The organism is Paenibacillus sp. OK060, assembly GCF_900101205.1.
GTDB classification, from domain to species: domain Bacteria; phylum Bacillota; class Bacilli; order Paenibacillales; family Paenibacillaceae; genus Paenibacillus; species Paenibacillus marchantiae.
On sequence record NZ_FNFR01000010.1, the window covers coordinates 46,005 to 66,210 of the forward strand.

A 20,206-nucleotide genomic window follows, 5' to 3' on the forward strand; every position below is an offset into this window, starting at 1 on the left:
TTCCTAAATATACAGCGGAAATTTGGGGAATTTATCTTTACTATTTAATACGATTAGCAATATATATGCGGAACAATTAAAATTCAGCGGAGATTTGGGGAATTATTCGTTGTTTTTGACTTAGAAAACTCGATTTTCTTCCCCTACTACCTCCAAAATTAATATAGAATTGAGAATTTCGTTTAAGTTGAGCGGAGATTTAGGTGAGAAATGTTTATTCAGCGGAAATATGGAGAATTTTTTTGGGTTTAGCGGAGATTCGGAGCACTTTTTATACTATTTCGAAAAAATTCCCCACGTTTTCAGCGGAGATTTGGGGGAAAAACAAAAAATAGAGTTAGATAACTAACTCTATTGAGTGAATATTAGATGGGCAAGGTCAATTGCTCGGGATCATTTATAAAATGATTGATTTGTTGATTTCCTAACAAATCCTCAGCCTCGTATGGTTTGACCGGGAGAAAAGTAATGAGAAAAACATCTTTCTTTCGTACATAAGACTCAACGGTGACTCCATGGTTAACAAAGTCATTTAAACACTCTTCAATAAATGTGAGATTGATATCTTTTCTTTTACTGCGGAACTGTATTTTGTGAATAAAGTAAGTGTAATCGAATTCAGCAGTATACCCTTGCTGGCGTAAGTAACAGAGAAATCTTTCCTTCTGTAGAGGGAAGATTAAATGCTCGGACATCCGATTTTCAAAATGAATTAACTTATCACTGTACGCTCGAACAACTTGACCCATCATATAATTTTGGTGAATGTCTTCTGCGATTGTGATCTCTGCCATTTCACCGTCACCGAATTCAGTAATATGCAATCGATCAAAAATACCAAATACGAGTGTTTCGTTGTCGTTGATGACATTGAACTTAACGTTAGCAAGTTTAGTCAAACGGCTCTTTACGGAGAGATAGTTACTCTTATTGTCAGAACCATGAGTTCTTCTCACTAGATCACCAATCGTTACATATATTTTGCGTTCTTCGAAAAATAGTTTGCGATCTCTCATAGAAAGAACAGCTCTAAACAATTTTGAATCGGTTTCATCAATGGCACGCAAAATTTGGTCTTCATTAATGATTTCTTGATTCACAAGTGTTAGCAATGAATAGTTCTCATCAGGTTGATATTCACTGATATAGTGTAATTTGTTATCGATGATTACACTTTTTTTGGTTAATTTCATACGTGACCATCCTGGATTTACAGCAGCATGATCTGTATATACCAGCGGCTGATCAATAATGATTTTGTTGATGTTTCCGTCGAAATTTTTTATAAGTATGTCTGCGATGATTACGATCGTATCTGATTTAATTGCCTTCTTTATTTGTAAAGGGGTTTTGTCTTTTATATATAGGTAATCAATGAGTCTTGATAATTTGTCATTTGCCCATGCTGTGACCTCTTTGACACGTTTTGCATTTAACTCCTCTAGCGTATTAACTTCATAAATTTTTTTGAACTGATCCAAGCCATACATCTCAATGAGTTCATTGGCAAGGTCAAGTTCCTTCACCACTTCAACACGTTTGTTTTTTACTTTAGATATATTTGAAAGCTCTTGAAGAGACTTGAGCCATCGTTTCTTTGTTTTTTGTAGCTCTTTAAATGTATTTCTTCTTACCTCATGTATGTTGGCAGGTGTGAGCTCAGAAGAAATGATGTCATGCAGGAAATCCCTGATGTTTCCTTCATTTAGTTTATTATAGAGCTCTTCACATCTAAGGCCTAACTCATCAACAACTTGATTGATAAAATATTGCGGTATATGCTCCTCCATCAAAGCTACTCACCTCCAGCACTATCATAACATAGAAACTCTTGGATTATATATTGGAATATATAATCAACAAGGTCCCAAATTGTAAGTTCCAAACACACTCATAATTTTAATAAGACATCATATAAATGCACTCATTGGACTTTTCCTTGAACGGTAGTTCCCTTGCCCCCAAGATTCGTTCATTTCATTAGAAGTAGTTTTCACTCCGCCCTCAGCGTGGGAGATACAATTATTAGAATAGAACAATACTAGTTGATGGCTAACAACGGCGTCTGTTTTCTCAATTTCAGATAGATACAGCTTTCGTCATGGCATGAATGAAGATGCTTCTGCCACTTCAGAGTAAAGATGTTCATTAACTCCAATGTTATAACTATCATCCATCTCAGCCCTGCCAGGAGTTCCTTATCGTAATTGCCTGTTGAGTTCTCATGTGAAGCTATCCCTTCAAGCAATTTTTTTTTCGATCTTGAGTAATTTCTACAGTAACCGTGATTATTAAATCAACCCTTTATGGCTTAGTCTTACTGTTAGTCGCAGGTGAAACACTTGCGTTCATTACGGTCCTGAAGTCAAGATTTCTGAAGAAAATAGAAATAAGGGGCTACCACCGTAGCCCCTTAGAAAACTTGCTATGTAACCGCATGTATCTCTCCTTAAAAAACACGAGGTTTATTGTGAGACTTTAAATGCTATAGCATTAAGTTGATTGGAAATCGTTTTACCAACTTCAAGTAGTTAGCCCTGGCTCGTTTTTTTGAGGAGTAGATTCATAGTAGATCATTCCTTATAAAAAAACTATTTTATCAGACAGCTGCTTATACTGGACACATTGCCCGCGTGGCGGTTGTCTCCGACGCAGAGTTACTCATTATTATTCAATACAGTTGATTTATTTATTCCTCGTCATTAGTCTCAATATTCTTGAAAACTTCTTCAATCTCAGCCTTCCGAACAATACTATTTGTAGTATGGTACTCTTCATAGAGCTCAGTATAGTGATTTAAACGCTCTAGCTGAGCCTTCTCTTTTTCGGTCAATGAATCTTCATTATATTGCTGATACTGCTCCTCTAGCTCTGTGTACTTCAGTTGCAATTCTTCCTTTTCCACGATACTATTCGTTAAATAATATAAACGAAGTATCTTAGCCATTAATGTTTTTGTTTCAATTAGTTTGTTCACAGATGAACTATTTTCCATGCAAATCCCTCCTATAACAACATCATAACACAGACTAATTTCTCCCACAAAAACAAAAAAAGCCTAAGCAAATTTGCTTAGACTTTTCTTTCAATTAGTAAACGTTCCTACATCTCGGTTGGTTATTTTTAAGACGTATTGGGCTTATGAAACTTAATGCATATACACCACAAAGAAACCATTTACTTCTTTTCAGCATCGCTGCCAACAATTTTTTTGTACTCAGCATAAATGGTTTTTGGATCAGCATCTGTAGCTTTGCTAAGAGCATTTTTTGCCAAGTAAGTTAAACCATTAAATCCTGCAAGCACAGAAGTACCAACAATTTTAGCATAACCAACTGGTTCGAAGAACGAAAAAGCTGCAAGTGCCGCTGCTCCACCAATGAAGAAATCAACCAGTAGGCCAGGAATAAAGAAGCGTTTTTTACCCACCTTTTTAATGTATGGTAATAATGCACCATCCTCCAATTTAGAAGCAACAGCAAGGTTAGTCATACCTCCGACCAGAAAAGCAATTAATAATTCCATCAAAATCTCTCCTTTATAATTGGATAAATAAAAAACCCACCAGATTGTAGTGTGATTTACACTCATCCTGGTGGGATGCATTTAAAAACTCTCAACAAAAAAAGGCCAGAACAACAACCGATTCTAAAATAAAGACGCAAGTAATAAAACTTGAGTCAATGGATCCAAGGATCTTTAGAATGCGGATAGTCGCCTGACCTTCCGAAAGTTTAAGATATTAGTAAATGATATACATCTATTATACTTCATATAATGAATAATTTCCATACTAAAATAAAGTGTTTTTAAGCTTTCATATTACCCTCAGACTGTATCCGCCCTATACGCTGTGTCTATAATTTATAATCAGTTAAGTATCTTCATTAGCAATAAAATAATAGAAAGCATAGTAAGGGGTTAAGCTTATATGTTGACACGGAGCATTAAACATTTAATCAGATTAATTAATAATATCGTATAGGTATTTTGAGGTTGATAATAACAAAACTGATCTTAACAAAGATTCTCATGTGGTGATTGCTAAGCACTTTTGTATAATCGGTTTTCATTTTTAATGCGGTACAATAATAAAAAAGTTTTAGTTTTCATTATAATCTTCCCGTTTCTTATACAAAAAAACCTTAAAGAGGCCAATGTCTGTAAAAGGACAGACATTAAGCACCTTAAGGTTGAATTGCCACACTTAGAATCTACAAAAATAAAATAGAGATGATATGTGTGAGTTTACCATCCGTCCCTCTTGTCAGGAATAACATTTTAAGATTGTTCATAATCATCCCAGAAAAATGGACTCTGATCTCCTACCCTCACTACAATTCGAGTGTCATCCGGATTGCTGGTAACGTCGTCCATCCATAGCCCGACATTAGGATTTCCATTCTTCCATTCATGAAGCAACTGAGGATCAATCACGTTTTTTAAGCTCTCGTGATTAAGATTGATATCAGAGTTTGCTGTCTCGAAAAACAACTTATATCTAAGCTTCATTTCAGGTGCTGGATACAGCATTTCAGAAGACAGAACAATTGATGTCGTGGTAACAATCGAAACATATTTCAATATCTTCAATGTTTCAATGACTATTTTTTCTATAACCGGATCTACATTATGACGCAACAATTCTTTTGGAAGTTCTATCACTAAAAGCATTTGTTGAGGGTCATCCTTTTGACATGTCATAGCCCAGAACGACCAGGCAGCCGTTAGAAAGGATAGTGCTTGCTCATAAACACTCCCAGTAGTTTCAATATAATATCTTTTTCCGTGATCCTTCACTTGGACCCAAGGGATCTTTCCGATCTTTAACAGATGATCCATGAGTTTTTCTTTATAGTTTACATCGTCACTCAGAGACTCAATGGCTCTCCTATAACCTTGTAATGGACCCTCAATATGCGGCTTGAAGCTGATCGGTGGCAGTAGTTGACTACGCGAAACATCTAGTATCTTCGCAATCAGGTTGAAATAAGAGTTAGAAAAAAAATGTCTAGTTTCAATAAATACATTTCGATCCTCAAAGAATTCAGGTGGATCGGGATATCCTTCCACCCAAGGGATAGACTCAATTGTGTGTGCCTCGCCAAGTTGAGGAGCCTCCGTGGATATCATGAAAACAGCATTGGGATCCCGCTTACTGATTTCTTTAGTGATATCCGAAACGAGTTTTCTTCGTGGAGAAATTGTGCTATCGCCTATAATTGCAAGTTCCGCTTGATTGTATTGCCACCATGCCCAAGCCATTTCCCCCTCCCCATAATAGTAGTTGCCCATAATTATGGGTTTTTGAATGTTTTTATTCATCATTGAATTGCCTCCTACACATAAAAAAAGCACCGCCAATCCATAAGGGTTTCCTTAGGATGACGGTGCTTCCGTTTAATTGTTTATTTGGTTACCTTCATTATAAACGATACAAATGTGATTCACAATGCTACCCTTTAGTGTGTTCCGTTGGGGGTATAGTCGTCATACGAGCTTTTATTTGCTTCGTAGAACATAACGTCCCCATCTTGGAGAAGGAATTGGACTCCATACGGATCAGTGATTTTGTGGTCACGTGAACCATCTGTACCATCATATCCTTCCATGTCCCACCATTGGTTGTTCAATGGACCATGGATGTATTGAAGATAAGGGTTATTCAAGTCTGCATTACGAATGGTTTCAATGTTGAAATTAACCGTGATATAACCATTTTTTAAGAAGATAGGAGACTTTTCATCTAATCTATTCTTTTTACCGTACGCAGCTAAATCGGTCCCTGCAGGGACTACATATACAGCAGCGGGCAAACTATATTCGCCGTACCACTGTTGAACAGATGCATTCACTCTCGCTGGAGTGGCATTTGCATTGCTTGGACGATCAAACGTATTAATGTAAGTACGGAGTGGTGATGGCAAAACTTGAACATCATATCCGCCTACATACGTCGCTTCTTTAGCGCGTTTTAAGTAGGAGTTCAGATATTGATTTCGAGTGACCGACCATCCAGTATTCAGGTCATAAATTGACCCAGCAGAGTTCACGATATCTGCGTATGGGACATTCCGAAGCCTGGTGTTGAGTGTGACATTCCGGCGCTCTACATCAGCACTGGATCCAATCTTAACAAACTTCTGTTTGTCCGAGTGGTAATACAGATCCACCGGTACTCGTTTAGCAGCTGTACTTTTATCATTATCTTGGAAGTAGAAGGTTGGTGTGATTCGGATAGCATCCTTATCTCCAAACATATTTCCCTTCGTCTTCAAATCAAACTTGAAATGGTAACCGGTCTTAACCGCAACGCTTTTAAAGTTGGCTAATGGATGGCTCCCTCTCAGAACAGGTAGTTGATAAGGAGAGAATGAACCGTTCGATCCCCCATCAATTCCTTTAATGCCTACCCAATAGGATGTACCTTTAGATGTGCTGCTACCTTTCGCAGTTCGGAATACGGTTTCCCAATTCGGGTCGGCAATATCAGTTACTCGGAAATCATACACACGTCCGATAACCTGTACCGGCACTGTGTTCACTGCAACATGGTTTACAAGGTTAAGGTTAGCTTTGTCTTCCCATGTAAATCCGGTACTTGGTGAATTCTCAGCAAAGGACCTGTAGGATACAGTATAGTTGCCTTCGTCAACCCAAGATGGCAAGTAGAACTCTTTATCAATTTGACTTACAGGGACATCAATCCAGGTATTGGCTGGATAATATTGCGATTTGTCTGCAGTGTACACATCGAATTCAAAAAGTACTTGCTTGAGTTTGATGTATTTCGCGTAATCCCTGTTTCCGTAACCGAGAATGTTCCGATGCTGCCCACTAGTTGGGAGATTTACGGTAAACGGTCGATCCAGGATAAATGCACGACGAGACGCATCGGGCTTCGTTCGCTGATTGTGTTCTTTATCATCTGATGCATTAGAATAAATAACCGTTGGGGTGTGTACTGTAACGGTATTGATTCCATTAATCGGTAACACTTTGTTTGCTCCACCGTTGATATTTCCAGGTAACAAGTCATAGTAGATCTCCCCAGAACTGGTGGTATTTAATTCATTAAGTAGCGTGTTACTAATCATGTTATTTGGCTTGTACAGAACATCTCGTCCAATGGTTGTTGGATTAGGGATGTTCGATGGTGTTGGGCCATCTTTGGTTGCTTCTGCATCATCCATAACTTTGGTGTTGTTAAACTTCACCAAATCATTCTTCACTTTACTTTGAGGCGTGTTCGACTCAGCCATTCCTTTTAACCGATCAGTATCATTTGGTACGTCTGGTGGAGAATTTAATCCCCCTGTTAACTTGGGTGGCGTATACGAGATTGCAGCTGTCGGTGCTGGTTTTACATGTGTATCTACCGCTTCATCATTTTTGGATTCTAGCGTTGGTGGTGTGTAACCAGCTGGAGTCATGGTTACTTTTTTACCTGGAAGAGCGTAATTCTCCATGGTAGCTTTAGCAATCTTGTACACTTCAAGATTGTTGATTTTCCAGTAAGAGTAGTCTCTTGTGATCTGGAAGTTGTAGGGCTGCGTTACAGTATCGCCTGTTTTTATAGGCGGTCCTGGCGTACATGCACCTTTAGGTGGGCAAACCTCTGGTCCAGGTATAGTCCATTCTCTGACATATGAGATCGTAACATTACAATCATACGTTGTTTTACCAGACATTTTTGCCCAAGCTTGTTTGAACAAGTAGTTATCTGCAAATGCATTGGTGTACAAAGATTCAGATGTAGGGATACCTTTTAACACATCGAATTTCTCAGCGTCTCTATTATCTGCTTTAATAACTCCATTCGCATTCGGATCCAAATCACTCATGTTCATCGTGGTTCCTTGTGACGGTGGTCCGATGTTTGGTGTACAGGAGCCGCCACCACCACCATTATTGTTATTATCATCGCCTGGATCTTCTTCTACACCCACAACTGTAGTGGTGGTTAGCTGAAAGTCATCCTTTTCCCACAATACTGTTATTGTGGTAGTTCCTTTAGCTACAGCTGTTACGAGTCCAGAAGATCCTACTGTCGCTACTGAAGGGTTTGAAGAGGTCCACGTTGTTTTACCATTGCCACTGTTCACATTGGTTTCAGCACCGAAGCTTCCATCACCAGTTTTGGTTTTAACTGTTGCATTTAACTGTTTTCGATCATTGATCTGGAGCTGACCACCACTGGTCAGGTTGATCTCTTTGGTGATCTCTGCTAATCCTTTCCAATACAAATCTGTGTTGAATTGATAGTCAGCATTCCATTTGGGTGGATTATATTCCTCAGTCTTTATAGGTGGAATAGCACCGCCAATTTGAGTGGTGAATTTTGTGTTACGACCAGTAAACGATTCAACAGAAACTAATATGGGTAACCCTGGATAATAATAACCTGTATTATCCATATAGTGTGGCTCGTTAGATTTATCAGTTATCTCCGCAAAAGAATGAGGTTTACCGTCACTATCAAAGTACTCAGTCGGAATATAAACATCTTTATTTAAATTAAGGTCGACGCAGACTTTTGAAGATACCGGAAGGTTTTTTGTGGGATCGTTTTCTATTTCGATGTTATTGCACTGACCGTCAACTTTCCATCTTAAGCTATCAACCTGGTAAATATATACACCAATGTTAGTTTTCCTCTTCCCTTCAACAGGTATAACCTTTTTTTGTGACTTAGCAGGTGAAGAAGGCTCCATATGAAATGTTTTCAACTCTGGTTTAGTTCCTGGTCCCCCACCTGCATTGACTTGTCCTACTGATGAAAAAAATAGTACAAGTGACAGCACGATCAGCATTACTTTTCTAACTGATGTTTTTTGCCCCAAACATTATCCCCTCTAATCTGTGGCTATTACGCTGTAGGTAGGACCTTCTTTAGTCACGAGGCTGACAGCAGAAATTAACTCTTTATCGAAATGTAAAAGTCCTACACTCCAGTAAACTGGATTACTAACAGCGAATACACCTCTATTTTTTGTGACATTATTAATACTTGGTCCATGATATGCAGAAAATGCATCTGAATTTGGAGAACTCATAGGATTTATTGTTGCTGAGTTAAGTAAACTTCCAGCTTGAAGTGTATTCATGGTAGTACTTTTCACATTCAACTCAAGTTCTGCAAAAGAAAAGTATGCTCCCCGTAAGAGAGTGAATCCTTCATCTACGAAGGCAGGATAATAAATACTTCTTTCAGCACCCTTCGCAAAGGTATTAACAATAATCCAATTTTTTATCTTAAGGTCAGCATAATTAGTATCAGTAATAATATTTTTATTGCGAACTTTCGAGAAGTCATCTGTAACCTTGCTGTAATCAACTGATAGTGATACTTTATCCTCTGGTGTTTTTTGATACTTAGGCGCTATTATATTTATGTTTGTTCCAGTCAAACCAACTTGGCGAAGTTCATTCAAACCTTTGTAATTCGAAGGTTTGGTCTTAGCAATTGATGCATAGCGAGCAATCAATACAGCAACCTCAGCACGAGTCGTCGTCCGATCCGATCCAAACATTTTGTCGTTGTAGACGCTCATAAGTCCGGTACCCATAGCAACAGCAACAGCATTTTTTTCCGAAGCCGCGAGGTCACCCGTGAAATATTCTTTTGCGGGAACGACCGTGTTTTTTACGTCAGACAGTGCTTGTTTGTAGTCCGAATCCACAGTAGCTAAACCTTGTGTCAACCAAACGGCCATTTCACCACGTTTAAGTGATGCTTTTGCATCCAGTTTTCCTTTGTAACTTGTAGGGTTAATGAACCCTTTCTGGATTGCAGAGGCTACCCCACTTTTTGCCCACTCTGGGATATCAGTAAAATTATTACTTCCTGGACTAGAAGTATTAGGTTGATCAAGTCTACCAAGGATACTTGCCATTTCAGCTTTAGTTACGGGAGAGCTTGGTTTGAATGTACCGTCGGTATAACCTTTAAAATATCCCAATTCAACTGCTGAGTTGATAGCTGCAGCAGCCCAGTGTGTCGAGGGAACATCCTTGAATTTCAGCGTGGATTGTGCGGCTTCTACCGGATTTCCTATGACACCAACACCTACAACTCCCCCTGTTAACAAAGCTAAAGCAGTAACTCCGGAAATAATCATCTTCTTCATTAATGTTTTCCTCCATCATTAAATTAATTTTTACTGAGTCTTATGACTCAGCCCCTGTCCCTTCAATAAATCATATTAGGATTCATAAGGGAACGCGAATTTGGGACGATATAATTTTATATCGGAAGAAATTGATATTTCTAATATATTTTCGAATAATTACAACATTACTCACCCCTTTCCAATGAAAACAAAAAAAGCACGCAAAATGCCTCATGGCATTAAGCGTGCTTCGCTTTTGGTGACCTTAAAATAAAGGATCATATTCAGTTTAATTATACTCAATATTAAGGATAAAGAAGGGGATTGTCAACCATTTCACTTTATACTAATTTTCCAACGTACTCTTTTAGTTTGGCCATTCAAACCTAAGATTTAATGGCTAAACCATTATTATCTGATGTAGAGAGTTATCGGATGCTTTTAATCATCTCACTTCATGCTATTACCATATCTTTAATTTCTATTTACATACTCATATAGAATGTGTCCCCTGCATTAACTGAGAGTACATCCCTCCTGCTATTTCAATCCATGCACTCCATACAGAGTGCGACAGCGAAAAAGAACTTAATATCAATATCTCAAGAACGTCTTTTCGGTATTTCAACTCAATTAAAACCAAAATTAGCTATTATTTATTGCCAAAACGCTACAAAATAGAGGTTTTCGACAGTTTGTGAGGTGAGAATTCCCCAGGGAAATTATGTGAGCTTGGCATTCGCATCTACTACAGGATAAGTGGAACGATCATATCTAAGATAGAGTTGGACGAAATGCTGAATACCCTCGGTAGCAAATATATCTTTCCGTTATAGTACTTCAAACATCTGAACTTCTAATCTATCAAGTTGTTCTACAGCATAAGTGTACCGAGTGTAGGTTTCTTTCTCTATCTGTTGTCGATCTCATTTGCTATGCTTCTTATAAAACTAATTCCTATTACCCACTGTACAATCAAGTGGAATATAACCATTACTTGCTGCTTCCTTCTCAGATGTGAAAACCTCTTCTGTTGTGTATGAGGATGTACAAGAATTCCTGGAATAATAATACTTGCGCCCGTTGGCGATAATCCCATTATAAATAGGTTTCTTTACTACACGGCTACCACCTAATGCATAGTTGTTGTAGTATTTTTCACCCATTGGCATTCCTTGTACGAATGAGAGAACTCCTACGTCATTAATGGTATTGTTCCATTCTTCCTGACTGATGAGAGGCAGTGTAAAGGTGTAAGCGACTCCGTTGCGTTTCGCAAAGTTGTTGTACTTATTAATATAGTATTCCAAGTCCTTCTGAATTGGGTTCACAATGGATGCCCTTCTAACTTGATCAAACGTACTTGCGTCATTTAATAGTGGTATAGATGCAGCGGCTGCAATTTCTCCTCGGAATCCTTCGAACCATTGTTGATCCGTATTGCGATTTACTGTGACAAAATCATCAAGTGTAAACCCGAACGTGTTTCCGTTCTGATCAGAGTGAGCATACGGTTTCTTAGGACTCCACACATGCTTAAGTTCCTTTTCCCCAGAGGTATTCGTAAATTCGTCCATATAATAGACGTAGTAGCCATCATAACCAACAATAAGGATAACAGGCACATAGCTATTGATTACACCTTGACCAGCCGAATTATCAAAAACATCAAAATTCAAGTAGAGTGTATTGAAGAACGTCTGCACAGCCTCTTCTTTATTGATTCTAAGTCGTTTTTGAAACTCGTACTGAGATTCAGCGCCTTGTGAACCATTGATAATAAGAGCTTTGGCTGCATCCTGGGTTGCAGTATCCATAGCATGGTTATAACGCGTCTCAAGAATTACGTTCTGCCGGTTATGCGTTACATTGATATTATTAATAATAAAATAAGGAAGTAAAATGAGAACGAATACTAGTGTGAGATTAGTTGTAATCTTCATTAAGAACCATCCCTCCATAAGGGATGACAATCTTTTCATTTGGAGTATTGATAGTCCCAGTGATAATGTCGTTGATGAGCGTACCAGATGTACGATTTGTATTTTTGACTACAACGGAGAAAAAGTCTCCAGTTGCTAACTTGTAAACACGAGTGGGACTTTCAGTATTTTCAGTTGAGTTCCTAGGAAAAAGCTTATCATTAATTTGAGCATTGAAAAAGGACTCATAGTTGACATTGAATCCGCCTAAATATACACCGTTATCATTGTATATTGGATCATAACGCTTATGCCGATGTTCCATCTGAACATCGTACGTGTTAGCGGTTAAAGCCATTTGATCGACAAACTCGTTATACATCGTAGGAGTAATATAACCCTTGTCTCTCACTGAATCCACAAACTGTGTAACGGAGTTCATGACAACAATTTCTGATATATCATCCTGCTTGTTTAATCCGGATGAAATAGGCCATAAAAAAATAAGTACTAGAGCTACTACTACCATAAAAACTTTTAAAACGGGATTCCCCATCCTCTACATCCTTCCTTTAATTAAATCGCAACAACGTCAGATCGCCTTTTGAATCCCGAACGTATGTAGGAGTATAGTTTTTATTTACATTTATTCCTGAAACATTAACCTCAGTTGGGTCTAATGTTTTGTAGTAAGTAACACCATCTACTACGATATCAACGCCGATGTCTGCAATTTTATATATGGATTGTCTGACTTCGGCACCAGACACCGTATAAGAGGTAGGTATTTTCAAAGTTGAAGTAATGTTTTTGTCATACTGAGAAGTCATTTTGTAAGTCATCTCATTGGTATCAGATACAGTTTTAAAGAAGAATAGAAACATTGTTATTGCAGTAATGAACATAAGCGTTGTAACGCTCATATATAAAGCAGATCTTGTATTCTCACCTAATCCCATAATAATCACCCTTAATTACATGAAAGGGGACGACTTGAGTTAGTCAATCCCCAGTCAGTGATTTAATTAGTTTTGTGTAAAAGTGATGCCTCGGATAACGTTACTGTTGTCTTTGATCAGTTGAGCTTTAAATTTACCGGATGGATTGATGTAATCATTGTTAGCTTCATTCATAGCATTAGCGAGAGTACCCGTTGTTTGATTGGAACTAATAGAGCCGTAACCAGGGCTACCTACAGGTACAGTAGTGTTAACTGTTTTGAAGTACCAAGAACCAGTTGGATTTTTACCAGTAATAACTTGGATACCGAATTCACCTTTATCTTGGAACTTTCTAAGAGCATTGATTGCTTGGCTACCAGAAACAGTAGTGCCATCATAAACGGTGTATGCTGTTTGAGAAAGTTCCGTTTGAATATCCGCGAAACTTGTTTGTGCTGTTTTGGTAGCGTCTTGAGCTGAGATAAACAAGATTACAGCCGTAGTGATCAGTGCAATTGCCAAGAATAGTCCCGCAGCCATTTTTAAAGCGCTTTGTGCATTACCCATTTTTAATAATCCCCTTTAAATTATAATTTTTGCATAAGTTCGTAATACGTAGACATCTGTGTAAAAGCCATAAAGACAAATGGAAACACGAGGTACAAAAAGATAATCATGTACATTGGAGTGAAACCGATCATACGACCCCAGCCTGCTTTTGCATTAATCATTTCCTCGTAATCCTGTTTTCGTTGTTCGAAGTAGTAGTTACGTTCAGTTTCAAGATCATCAAAAGCTTGTTTGACTGGGATCTTCTCTACAGCCAACTGGAGTTTTTCAATGGTTCTTACCAGTGGAGCAAAAGGTGCATCGATCATCAGTTGCTCTAGAGCAAGTTCAGCACCACTCTCATAGTTCATAAGGCACTTATGTAGTGGAGCCTTGAATATTGAAGCAAATCTCTCCATCCATTCTAAAATGACTTCAACCGATACCCGATCGATTTCACTGAGCATCGCTATAATGGTGTGGAATTGATCAACCTCATTTTGCATGTCCATTGCTCTCATTCTCTTCTGGAAGAGAAGTACCCAATAAGGTAATTGATAACCCACCCAACCCATCAATAAGCATATAAGGATTTCCCACCACTTCATGTATTCGGAATTAATCCGATCCATTTTTGCTAGAATCCTTTCTGTTGAGGCATTAAGCAGAGTATCGTTTGTTGCAACTTCTGGGTCTTGCTTAATCATCTGAACTACACGGTCCTGCAGATTATTGTCTTTCACCTCCTTCAATTGGTTAATGATACTACTATCAAAATCAGTGATAGATCTAGCCTCGCGCAACTCTTCTTCCGACATCCGACCAAACATGGAATCGTTTTGCGTGGGAGACTCCAACACATCTTTGATTGCGATATGATGCATTAATACAAAAGAGAACACCAGGCCAATAGAAAGGACAATAGTCATAACAAGACGATGAAGGTAATGCCATTCTATGGGAAATCCAGCATTGGCATCCTTAATCAGTTTACTGATTTTGAAATGCTGGGCTGTTCTTTTGGCAGGTTCAAGGCGGTCAACCATCCATGAAATAAACTTAGATTTCAAAAGGAATTTTTCCCAGGAACGTTTTTTTGTTTTCGCTACATAGGTTCCTTCTTGTTGATCCTGCATTTTTTTTAAGAGGATATATGACAACAAAACAGATGCGAAAACAACTATTTTAGTTATGAATCCTAACTTGCTAGAATAAAAAGCCTCCATCGCAGGGAATTGCTGACTTGCCCAAAGTTCAATAGGTTTCGTGAAAACTATAGGTGTAACTGCAATGACGGTAAGACCTTTGAATAAATAATTTAGTCGGGTTCTCTTGAGAATCTCAAGGTTAACCTCGCTTGCCAACTTATTGAGGTTACTTAGATATAAAGAGCCATCCTTAATGGTTTTGTCTCCGAATTCTTTAATCAGAAATGACATACCAGCAAATGCTTTTAAGAAACGGTTGGGAGCTTGTTCATAGTATACGGTTAGACTTTCTTCGGGATTTGCAGAGACTAATACTTCATGTATTTTTTTGGCATGTAACGCAGCTTCATAAGAAGAAGATTCTGAGGCTTGACGAAGAGATTCTTCTACACTGCCATGCTGGTGATAGTGATGTCGTACGTCTTTGAAAAGTTGATCTCTTAATTGAATGAGTAATCGATCATCTACTTTATGTACGAAAGTATCAATCAACATACCATTCACAACGATAGCTGCTAGGAATAGCATGAAGATAAACGTGAAATCATGATTCAGTAGCAATAGAACTAGAATGACAGAGGCAATTGTTCCAAGCGTATAAAAAACAATTTTCATTGTTTCTCTTCGCATGGTGAATTCATCGTATGAATGAATTGCTTGTAACCTTCTTCGAATCTTTTGAATGTAATTGCGCAGGAGTGGCACCTTGTTATAGGCAATATAGGAATCCTGCATAAATCGATGTATCATTTGTTTGCGATTTGATTTTTTGTTTCCTGTAAGCATTTCATAACTTTTGTAATGTTCCTGAGAACCATCGCGCTCTGATCGTCTTGAAATGATCTTCATTACGATATAGAGCACGATGCTTAGGAGCACTGAGGTTAAAAGAATAATGACTGCAATAGTCTTCAGATCCATCCTTTATTCCCCCCAGTTTTCCTTCATAAATTGTTTAAATCCTTCTTGGTCAACATCTGTGAGATTTTCCATCATTTCTTTGACATTGTGCTCAGAGATTGGATGGACAGCAACATAACCACCATCACGATATTCGATGATATTCCGTTCATCAAACACTTTTCGATTCGTAGATCTCTTCATATACCTAATGAAGGTTTCCATGAATGTGATTTTTCTTTCTTCCGAATCGCTCATCGTTCGGATATCGAATGGAATGTCTTCGTCATCATGAATGGGTGTACATTCTGTGATTCTTTCAATAAAGCGATGTCCGTTACGTTTACGAACTAGATGAATATCAAAGTTCAGGACATTAACCACTTGCTCTTCAGCTATTTTCTCATCACTGAAAACATTCATTTTCAACAACGAATTTCTGAGGTAATGTACGAGTTTCTTGAATGTCCTCGCATGGTGAGTGAAAAACATATCTGCTTGCTGTGCCATTTGAATCATATAAGGTACCGCTGCATCCGTAGCTACCTCACCCAAAATAAAAGCTGTTCCGTCTGTTTTCTTTTGGATATCCAAACCTTGTTGTCCAGTAACAGAGTCGGTTTCTCTGAAAGTGAGGATATTTCGATTCCCGAATATTTTTCTCAAATGCAACTCAAAAGCCATTTCGTGGACACGAATTGCATGAGTTTTGTACATTTCAAGAACCATAGCCATAAGCAACGTTGTTTTACCAGAACCTTGTGACCCGGTAACAGCCGTTACACGTCCTCCCCTAACTAGATACCTGATGAGAAGAATAACCAACATCCGATTCTTTTCTTCTTGGCTGATGAGTTGCTCAAGAGATGCTTTCTGTGTATCAAACTTACGATTGAAAAATGCCCATGACTCAGAGAAACCAGGACGGACAACAACGATTCTTGAACCGTCTTTCATTTCATTTACTTTGTAGCCATTCGATTCGGAAAGTTGTCCTGGATTGTTGTATCTATAGATGTTTTGACAGACACGTTTAAGTTCTGCTTCAGATCCAAAGCTCAAAAATGACATGTGTATCGGTTTACCTTTATACAAAATCCAAACACTGTCGTGACTATAGGGTGTGGGCTTTTTATTGACACGGTCCGCAAAGAAAGCCATGTCGTCGAAAGGTTCAATTTGATCAATGGGTACACCTGAAACTCCACCAGAGACTCCATCAATTTTCATGTCTCGTATTTCATCAATGACTGAGAATCCTTTATACTGTTGATAGATTCTTTGAACAATAATCATGAGCTTATCTTCAAAAGAAAGACCCTTTGATTCCTTCCGATATACCTCCTCAATTTCTTGAGGTGTAATAACATAATATTCATCTTCGACTTCATCTTCAGGATTTTTCAACTCATCTAACTTGTATCTGTCAATAATTTGACCTAAAGCATTTGCACCATGTTTTTGCTTGTTTTGGAATAGCATAATTTCAAACTTATCTTGTAGTGAGAGTGTTTTCTTATTATCGAAGGGAATAATGCGATTGATATTTTCGTCATTTAGATCGTACGTTTTCAAAAGAAGATCAAAAATCGTATTTTTGACATAGTTCTTATCACGTATATCTCCGTCTGTGCATCCTTTTAATGACTTTTGCAACATCAGTCGCTGATTCATTCGACGATCGAATTCTTCTTCTGTAAGTCCCAAATGCTCCATGTTACTTGTTGTCAGATCATTAATGGCTGTTTTCACATAATCCGTAATTCCAGCCAACGTGTACTTCTGATCAATTTCACGAGGATCGCGTCTGGGTTGGCGCTTTTCAGTCATTTTGAAATAGACGTAAACACCAACGAGAAACAGCATTACTAGAATTAATCCAAGATTCACAAGATGACTAATACTCATACATTAAGCCCCCTGCTCACTATAAATCTTTGTATCAACTCCAGCAGCTTCAAATATCCCTTTTGCAAGCTTCCGAACTTCATTCAGAAAGTAATGATTTTCGTGATTAATTCCGATATTCTTATTCCGAAAGAAAAATTGAATTACTGACTTGTCGTTGAGAGCATCCATGTATCCAGTGCAGTGAGGAACCGTGTATATAGGTGCTTTAGGTTTGTACATTCGTTTAATGTTAGAAACGGAGTACTTGGAGTGACGATCATACTGACCAAGAACAATGACATGCTTTTTCTCTGTTAGAAACTCAGGTTCTTTCGTAAAGAACTCATCTAGAACCGCTTTATTTTGGTTCAGATTGACTACGACTACATCAGATGTACTCAGAACTGAATTCGTTAGTTTGTTTCGCATTCCGCTATTAACATCAATTAGGGTGAGATTGTAATAATTCTTTGCCGCATCAAAGATAGTTCCGATTACTTCATGAATCGTAGAGAACATATCTTCATTAGGTTTTACTGTCCCACGCAGTAGTTCCAAACGATCACGCAAAACTGTATCGGTGTAGTCTTTCACGATCTTTGGAACCAAGCGATTGCTGCGGGCTAGTCTTTCCAATGCATCAATGCCTAAGCTGGAATACTCTGAACTGTTAATATCCTTTTCATTCAGGAAAGTTGATTCTAGGGATGACATATTCCAATGTGTGTGGCTCACAAGAGTTTTAGTTAGATACTCCATCCCAATGAGGGTCGCCACAGCAATCAAATTGGATGAATTGCCTGACTGACCATGACGGTTACTCCAAAATGCTACTTGCCCCATGCAAAGGACCTCCTCATAAGTTCTTTCATAGAAGTTTTTAATAAACTCGTCTCCAATTCTGAAATCTCCGCTGTTATCTTCTTAATGATTCCTTTGTAATTCTTAGAGAGACGTCGAATATTTATCTTTCCTTGGTGCTGGTTATTTATTTTCGTTACGTAATCAATCTCATCGTGTAGTAATTCGTAAGGCTCTTCAGACCAACTGATAGGGAGATCTGTCAAAATCGTTTCGAGGTAATCCTCCGCAATATTACCTTCTACATGGTTTACAGATATTTTAGTAACGTCAGTTGTTGGACTTTTACCGTCAGAAGGTCCCTTTCCAAATAGAATCTTCACGAGATCAACCGTTTTATCGATGCTCATTTTTTCTGGGGTTACGGCGATATACTTAGTATGAAATGAGTTGAACTCCTCTTTGCTCATAAATGCCACATTACTGCAGTGTACAATTAGTTGCTCATAACCATTTTTAGCCACCAAGCTTTCAATTTCCTTAAAGGTTTCGTAGCCAAATGCTACGTCAAACCCATCAAACTCTACTACTTTCATTTGTGCTGTAGACATTGGTATTGGTGTATTGTATTGAATGTACTTTTCCGTTGTGCCATCAACTAAAAGTACTTTCTTTCCGGAAGTCGAAATGACCTTACCTACATATTGAAGTAAGTCACTAATATCTGCCGATCCAAGAAATAACGATCTTTTCATGCTGCCCCTCCGTTCTATTTCACTAATGGCTGCCCAAACACGTCTTTTTGTTTTTCTTCGCTTGTAGAATTATCGGTTTCGGGTGCTATCGGCTGAACAATGCTTTCTTTACTTGCCTCTGTTGTTTGTGATGTTGGATTTTGATCTACTGAATTATCAGTCAATGTGCTAGGCGCTGTATTTGTATCTGGTGCAGGAGTTGTCTGTGTTCCGGTAACTGCCTCGTTGTTTTGTTGACTTGTAAGTTGGTTGTTAGCAACTTCTTGTTGTAGGATCAAGCTCCCATTTTGGATTTTCATTTTGTCTGCTTCGTCCATTTGAGAGAGATTGTTTTCAAGTACTTGTCGTGCTGCTCTTTTTAATTGCTCTTTAGCATATGTCAGTACGTTCGGGTCTGATTGAATGAGGTCAATCACTTTCAAGTTTGCTGGATAGTTAGGAATTGCTTTTTCTTGCATATATGGATCAGCGTAAGTAACGGCATAAAGTTTTGCACCGTTGAGGTACGCATCCACGATCGCGCTTGTCATTACCAGTAATTCAGCTTCATTCATTTTGTACCAAACAGTTGTGCCGGAAAGATCTTCGACTTTTTTCTTTGATAGAACGATAAAATCTTCACCTGTTGGGAAGGTTAAGCGCACGTCTACAAATTGACCTTTTTTCAGTTTGGTTGGAAGTAACATCACATTGTACTCCTGTATCCGAAGATCACGAGGGGTTGGGCCGTTGTCAAATACCATTGAATTGATCATGGGTGTATTCTCACCTACATCAATTTTGACAATCTTTCCATAAAGATCATCTGGAGATTGAACCATGTTTGTTGGAGCATCTGTTTCAGGAATTTGAATGACTTTCAAATTTTCCTTCTTTAGCTTGTCACCCTCTTTAAGTGCTTTTGAGGCTACCACGACTGTTTTCATAGTTGATTGTTGGTGTTGAAGTAGTGCTTCTGCCTCAACGAGTTGAGATTCATAATGTGTTCTCAAAGCTTTTTGATCTTTAGCTTGCTGCTTAATGAGGTAGATAGCCCCACCGGTTGATAAAACCCCCATAGATAGAGCCCCTACGATACCAGCTATAATCAAATTTTTTGTACGCTGCCTTACTTTGGACAATTACATA

General features: G+C 38.3%; 15 protein-coding genes. All 15 read right to left on the minus strand.

The features are described from left to right. Window positions 1-365 precede the first annotated feature (365 nt). Window positions 366-1,790, minus strand: a complete 1,425-nt coding sequence (locus BLS14_RS27955) for a hypothetical protein (protein WP_256336731.1) — start codon at window positions 1,788-1,790, stop codon at window positions 366-368. Between the two features lie 899 nt (window positions 1,791-2,689). After that, complete coding sequence (locus tag BLS14_RS27960; protein ID WP_090954949.1) at window positions 2,690-2,995, minus strand: hypothetical protein; 306 nt, start codon at window positions 2,993-2,995, stop codon at window positions 2,690-2,692. A 182-nt stretch (window positions 2,996-3,177) separates the two neighbouring features. Then, on the minus strand, window positions 3,178-3,525 hold the full coding sequence (locus BLS14_RS27965) for a DUF4257 domain-containing protein (protein ID WP_090954951.1): 348 nt from the start codon (window positions 3,523-3,525) through the stop codon (window positions 3,178-3,180). A 756-nt stretch (window positions 3,526-4,281) separates the two neighbouring features. Continuing rightward, window positions 4,282-5,328: an importin-beta family protein gene (locus tag BLS14_RS27970; protein ID WP_090954953.1), complete on the minus strand. Its 1,047-nt coding sequence runs from the start codon at window positions 5,326-5,328 to the stop codon at window positions 4,282-4,284. A gap of 134 nt (window positions 5,329-5,462) precedes the next feature. Continuing rightward, on the minus strand, window positions 5,463-8,843 hold the full coding sequence (locus BLS14_RS27975) for a DUF5704 domain-containing protein (RefSeq protein ID WP_256336716.1): 3,381 nt from the start codon (window positions 8,841-8,843) through the stop codon (window positions 5,463-5,465). Between the two features lie 12 nt (window positions 8,844-8,855). Further along, window positions 8,856-10,130 (minus strand): S-layer homology domain-containing protein, encoded by a 1,275-nt coding sequence (locus BLS14_RS27980; protein ID WP_090954955.1) that lies wholly within the window; start codon window positions 10,128-10,130, stop codon window positions 8,856-8,858. A 932-nt stretch (window positions 10,131-11,062) separates the two neighbouring features. After that, complete coding sequence (locus BLS14_RS27985) at window positions 11,063-12,055, minus strand: hypothetical protein (RefSeq protein ID WP_090954957.1); 993 nt, start codon at window positions 12,053-12,055, stop codon at window positions 11,063-11,065. Further along, the gene (locus BLS14_RS27990; protein ID WP_256336717.1) at window positions 12,039-12,563 is read right to left on the minus strand and encodes a hypothetical protein; all 525 of its coding nucleotides are present in this window, start codon (window positions 12,561-12,563) and stop codon (window positions 12,039-12,041) included. The genes BLS14_RS27985 and BLS14_RS27990 overlap by 17 nt, the downstream gene beginning before the upstream one ends. A gap of 43 nt (window positions 12,564-12,606) precedes the next feature. Continuing rightward, window positions 12,607-12,993 (minus strand): hypothetical protein, encoded by a 387-nt coding sequence (locus BLS14_RS27995; protein WP_090954961.1) that lies wholly within the window; start codon window positions 12,991-12,993, stop codon window positions 12,607-12,609. Window positions 12,994-13,059: 66 nt separating this feature from the next. Continuing rightward, a complete protein-coding gene (locus BLS14_RS28000) occupies window positions 13,060-13,542 on the minus strand; it encodes an ABC transporter permease (RefSeq protein ID WP_090954965.1) in 483 nt (160 codons plus the stop codon). 20 nt (window positions 13,543-13,562) lie between these two features. Next, a complete protein-coding gene (locus BLS14_RS28005) occupies window positions 13,563-15,653 on the minus strand; it encodes a hypothetical protein (RefSeq protein WP_090954967.1) in 2,091 nt (696 codons plus the stop codon). Between the two features lie 3 nt (window positions 15,654-15,656). Beyond that, the gene (locus BLS14_RS28010; protein WP_090954969.1) at window positions 15,657-17,540 is read right to left on the minus strand and encodes a Flp pilus assembly complex ATPase component TadA; all 1,884 of its coding nucleotides are present in this window, start codon (window positions 17,538-17,540) and stop codon (window positions 15,657-15,659) included. Window positions 17,541-17,543: 3 nt separating this feature from the next. After that, window positions 17,544-18,365 carry a CpaE/TadZ family protein gene (locus BLS14_RS28015; RefSeq protein ID WP_090954971.1) on the minus strand — a complete coding sequence of 274 codons (822 nt, stop codon included), beginning with the start codon at window positions 18,363-18,365 and terminating at the stop codon, window positions 17,544-17,546. Next, the gene (locus tag BLS14_RS28020; RefSeq protein WP_090954973.1) at window positions 18,353-19,078 is read right to left on the minus strand and encodes a hypothetical protein; all 726 of its coding nucleotides are present in this window, start codon (window positions 19,076-19,078) and stop codon (window positions 18,353-18,355) included. Before BLS14_RS28020 ends, BLS14_RS28015 begins: the two co-directional genes overlap by 13 nt. Window positions 19,079-19,092: 14 nt before the next feature. Further along, window positions 19,093-20,199, minus strand: coding sequence for an SAF domain-containing protein (locus BLS14_RS28025; protein ID WP_090954974.1), 1,107 nt, complete (start codon window positions 20,197-20,199; stop codon window positions 19,093-19,095). Window positions 20,200-20,206 lie beyond the last annotated feature (7 nt).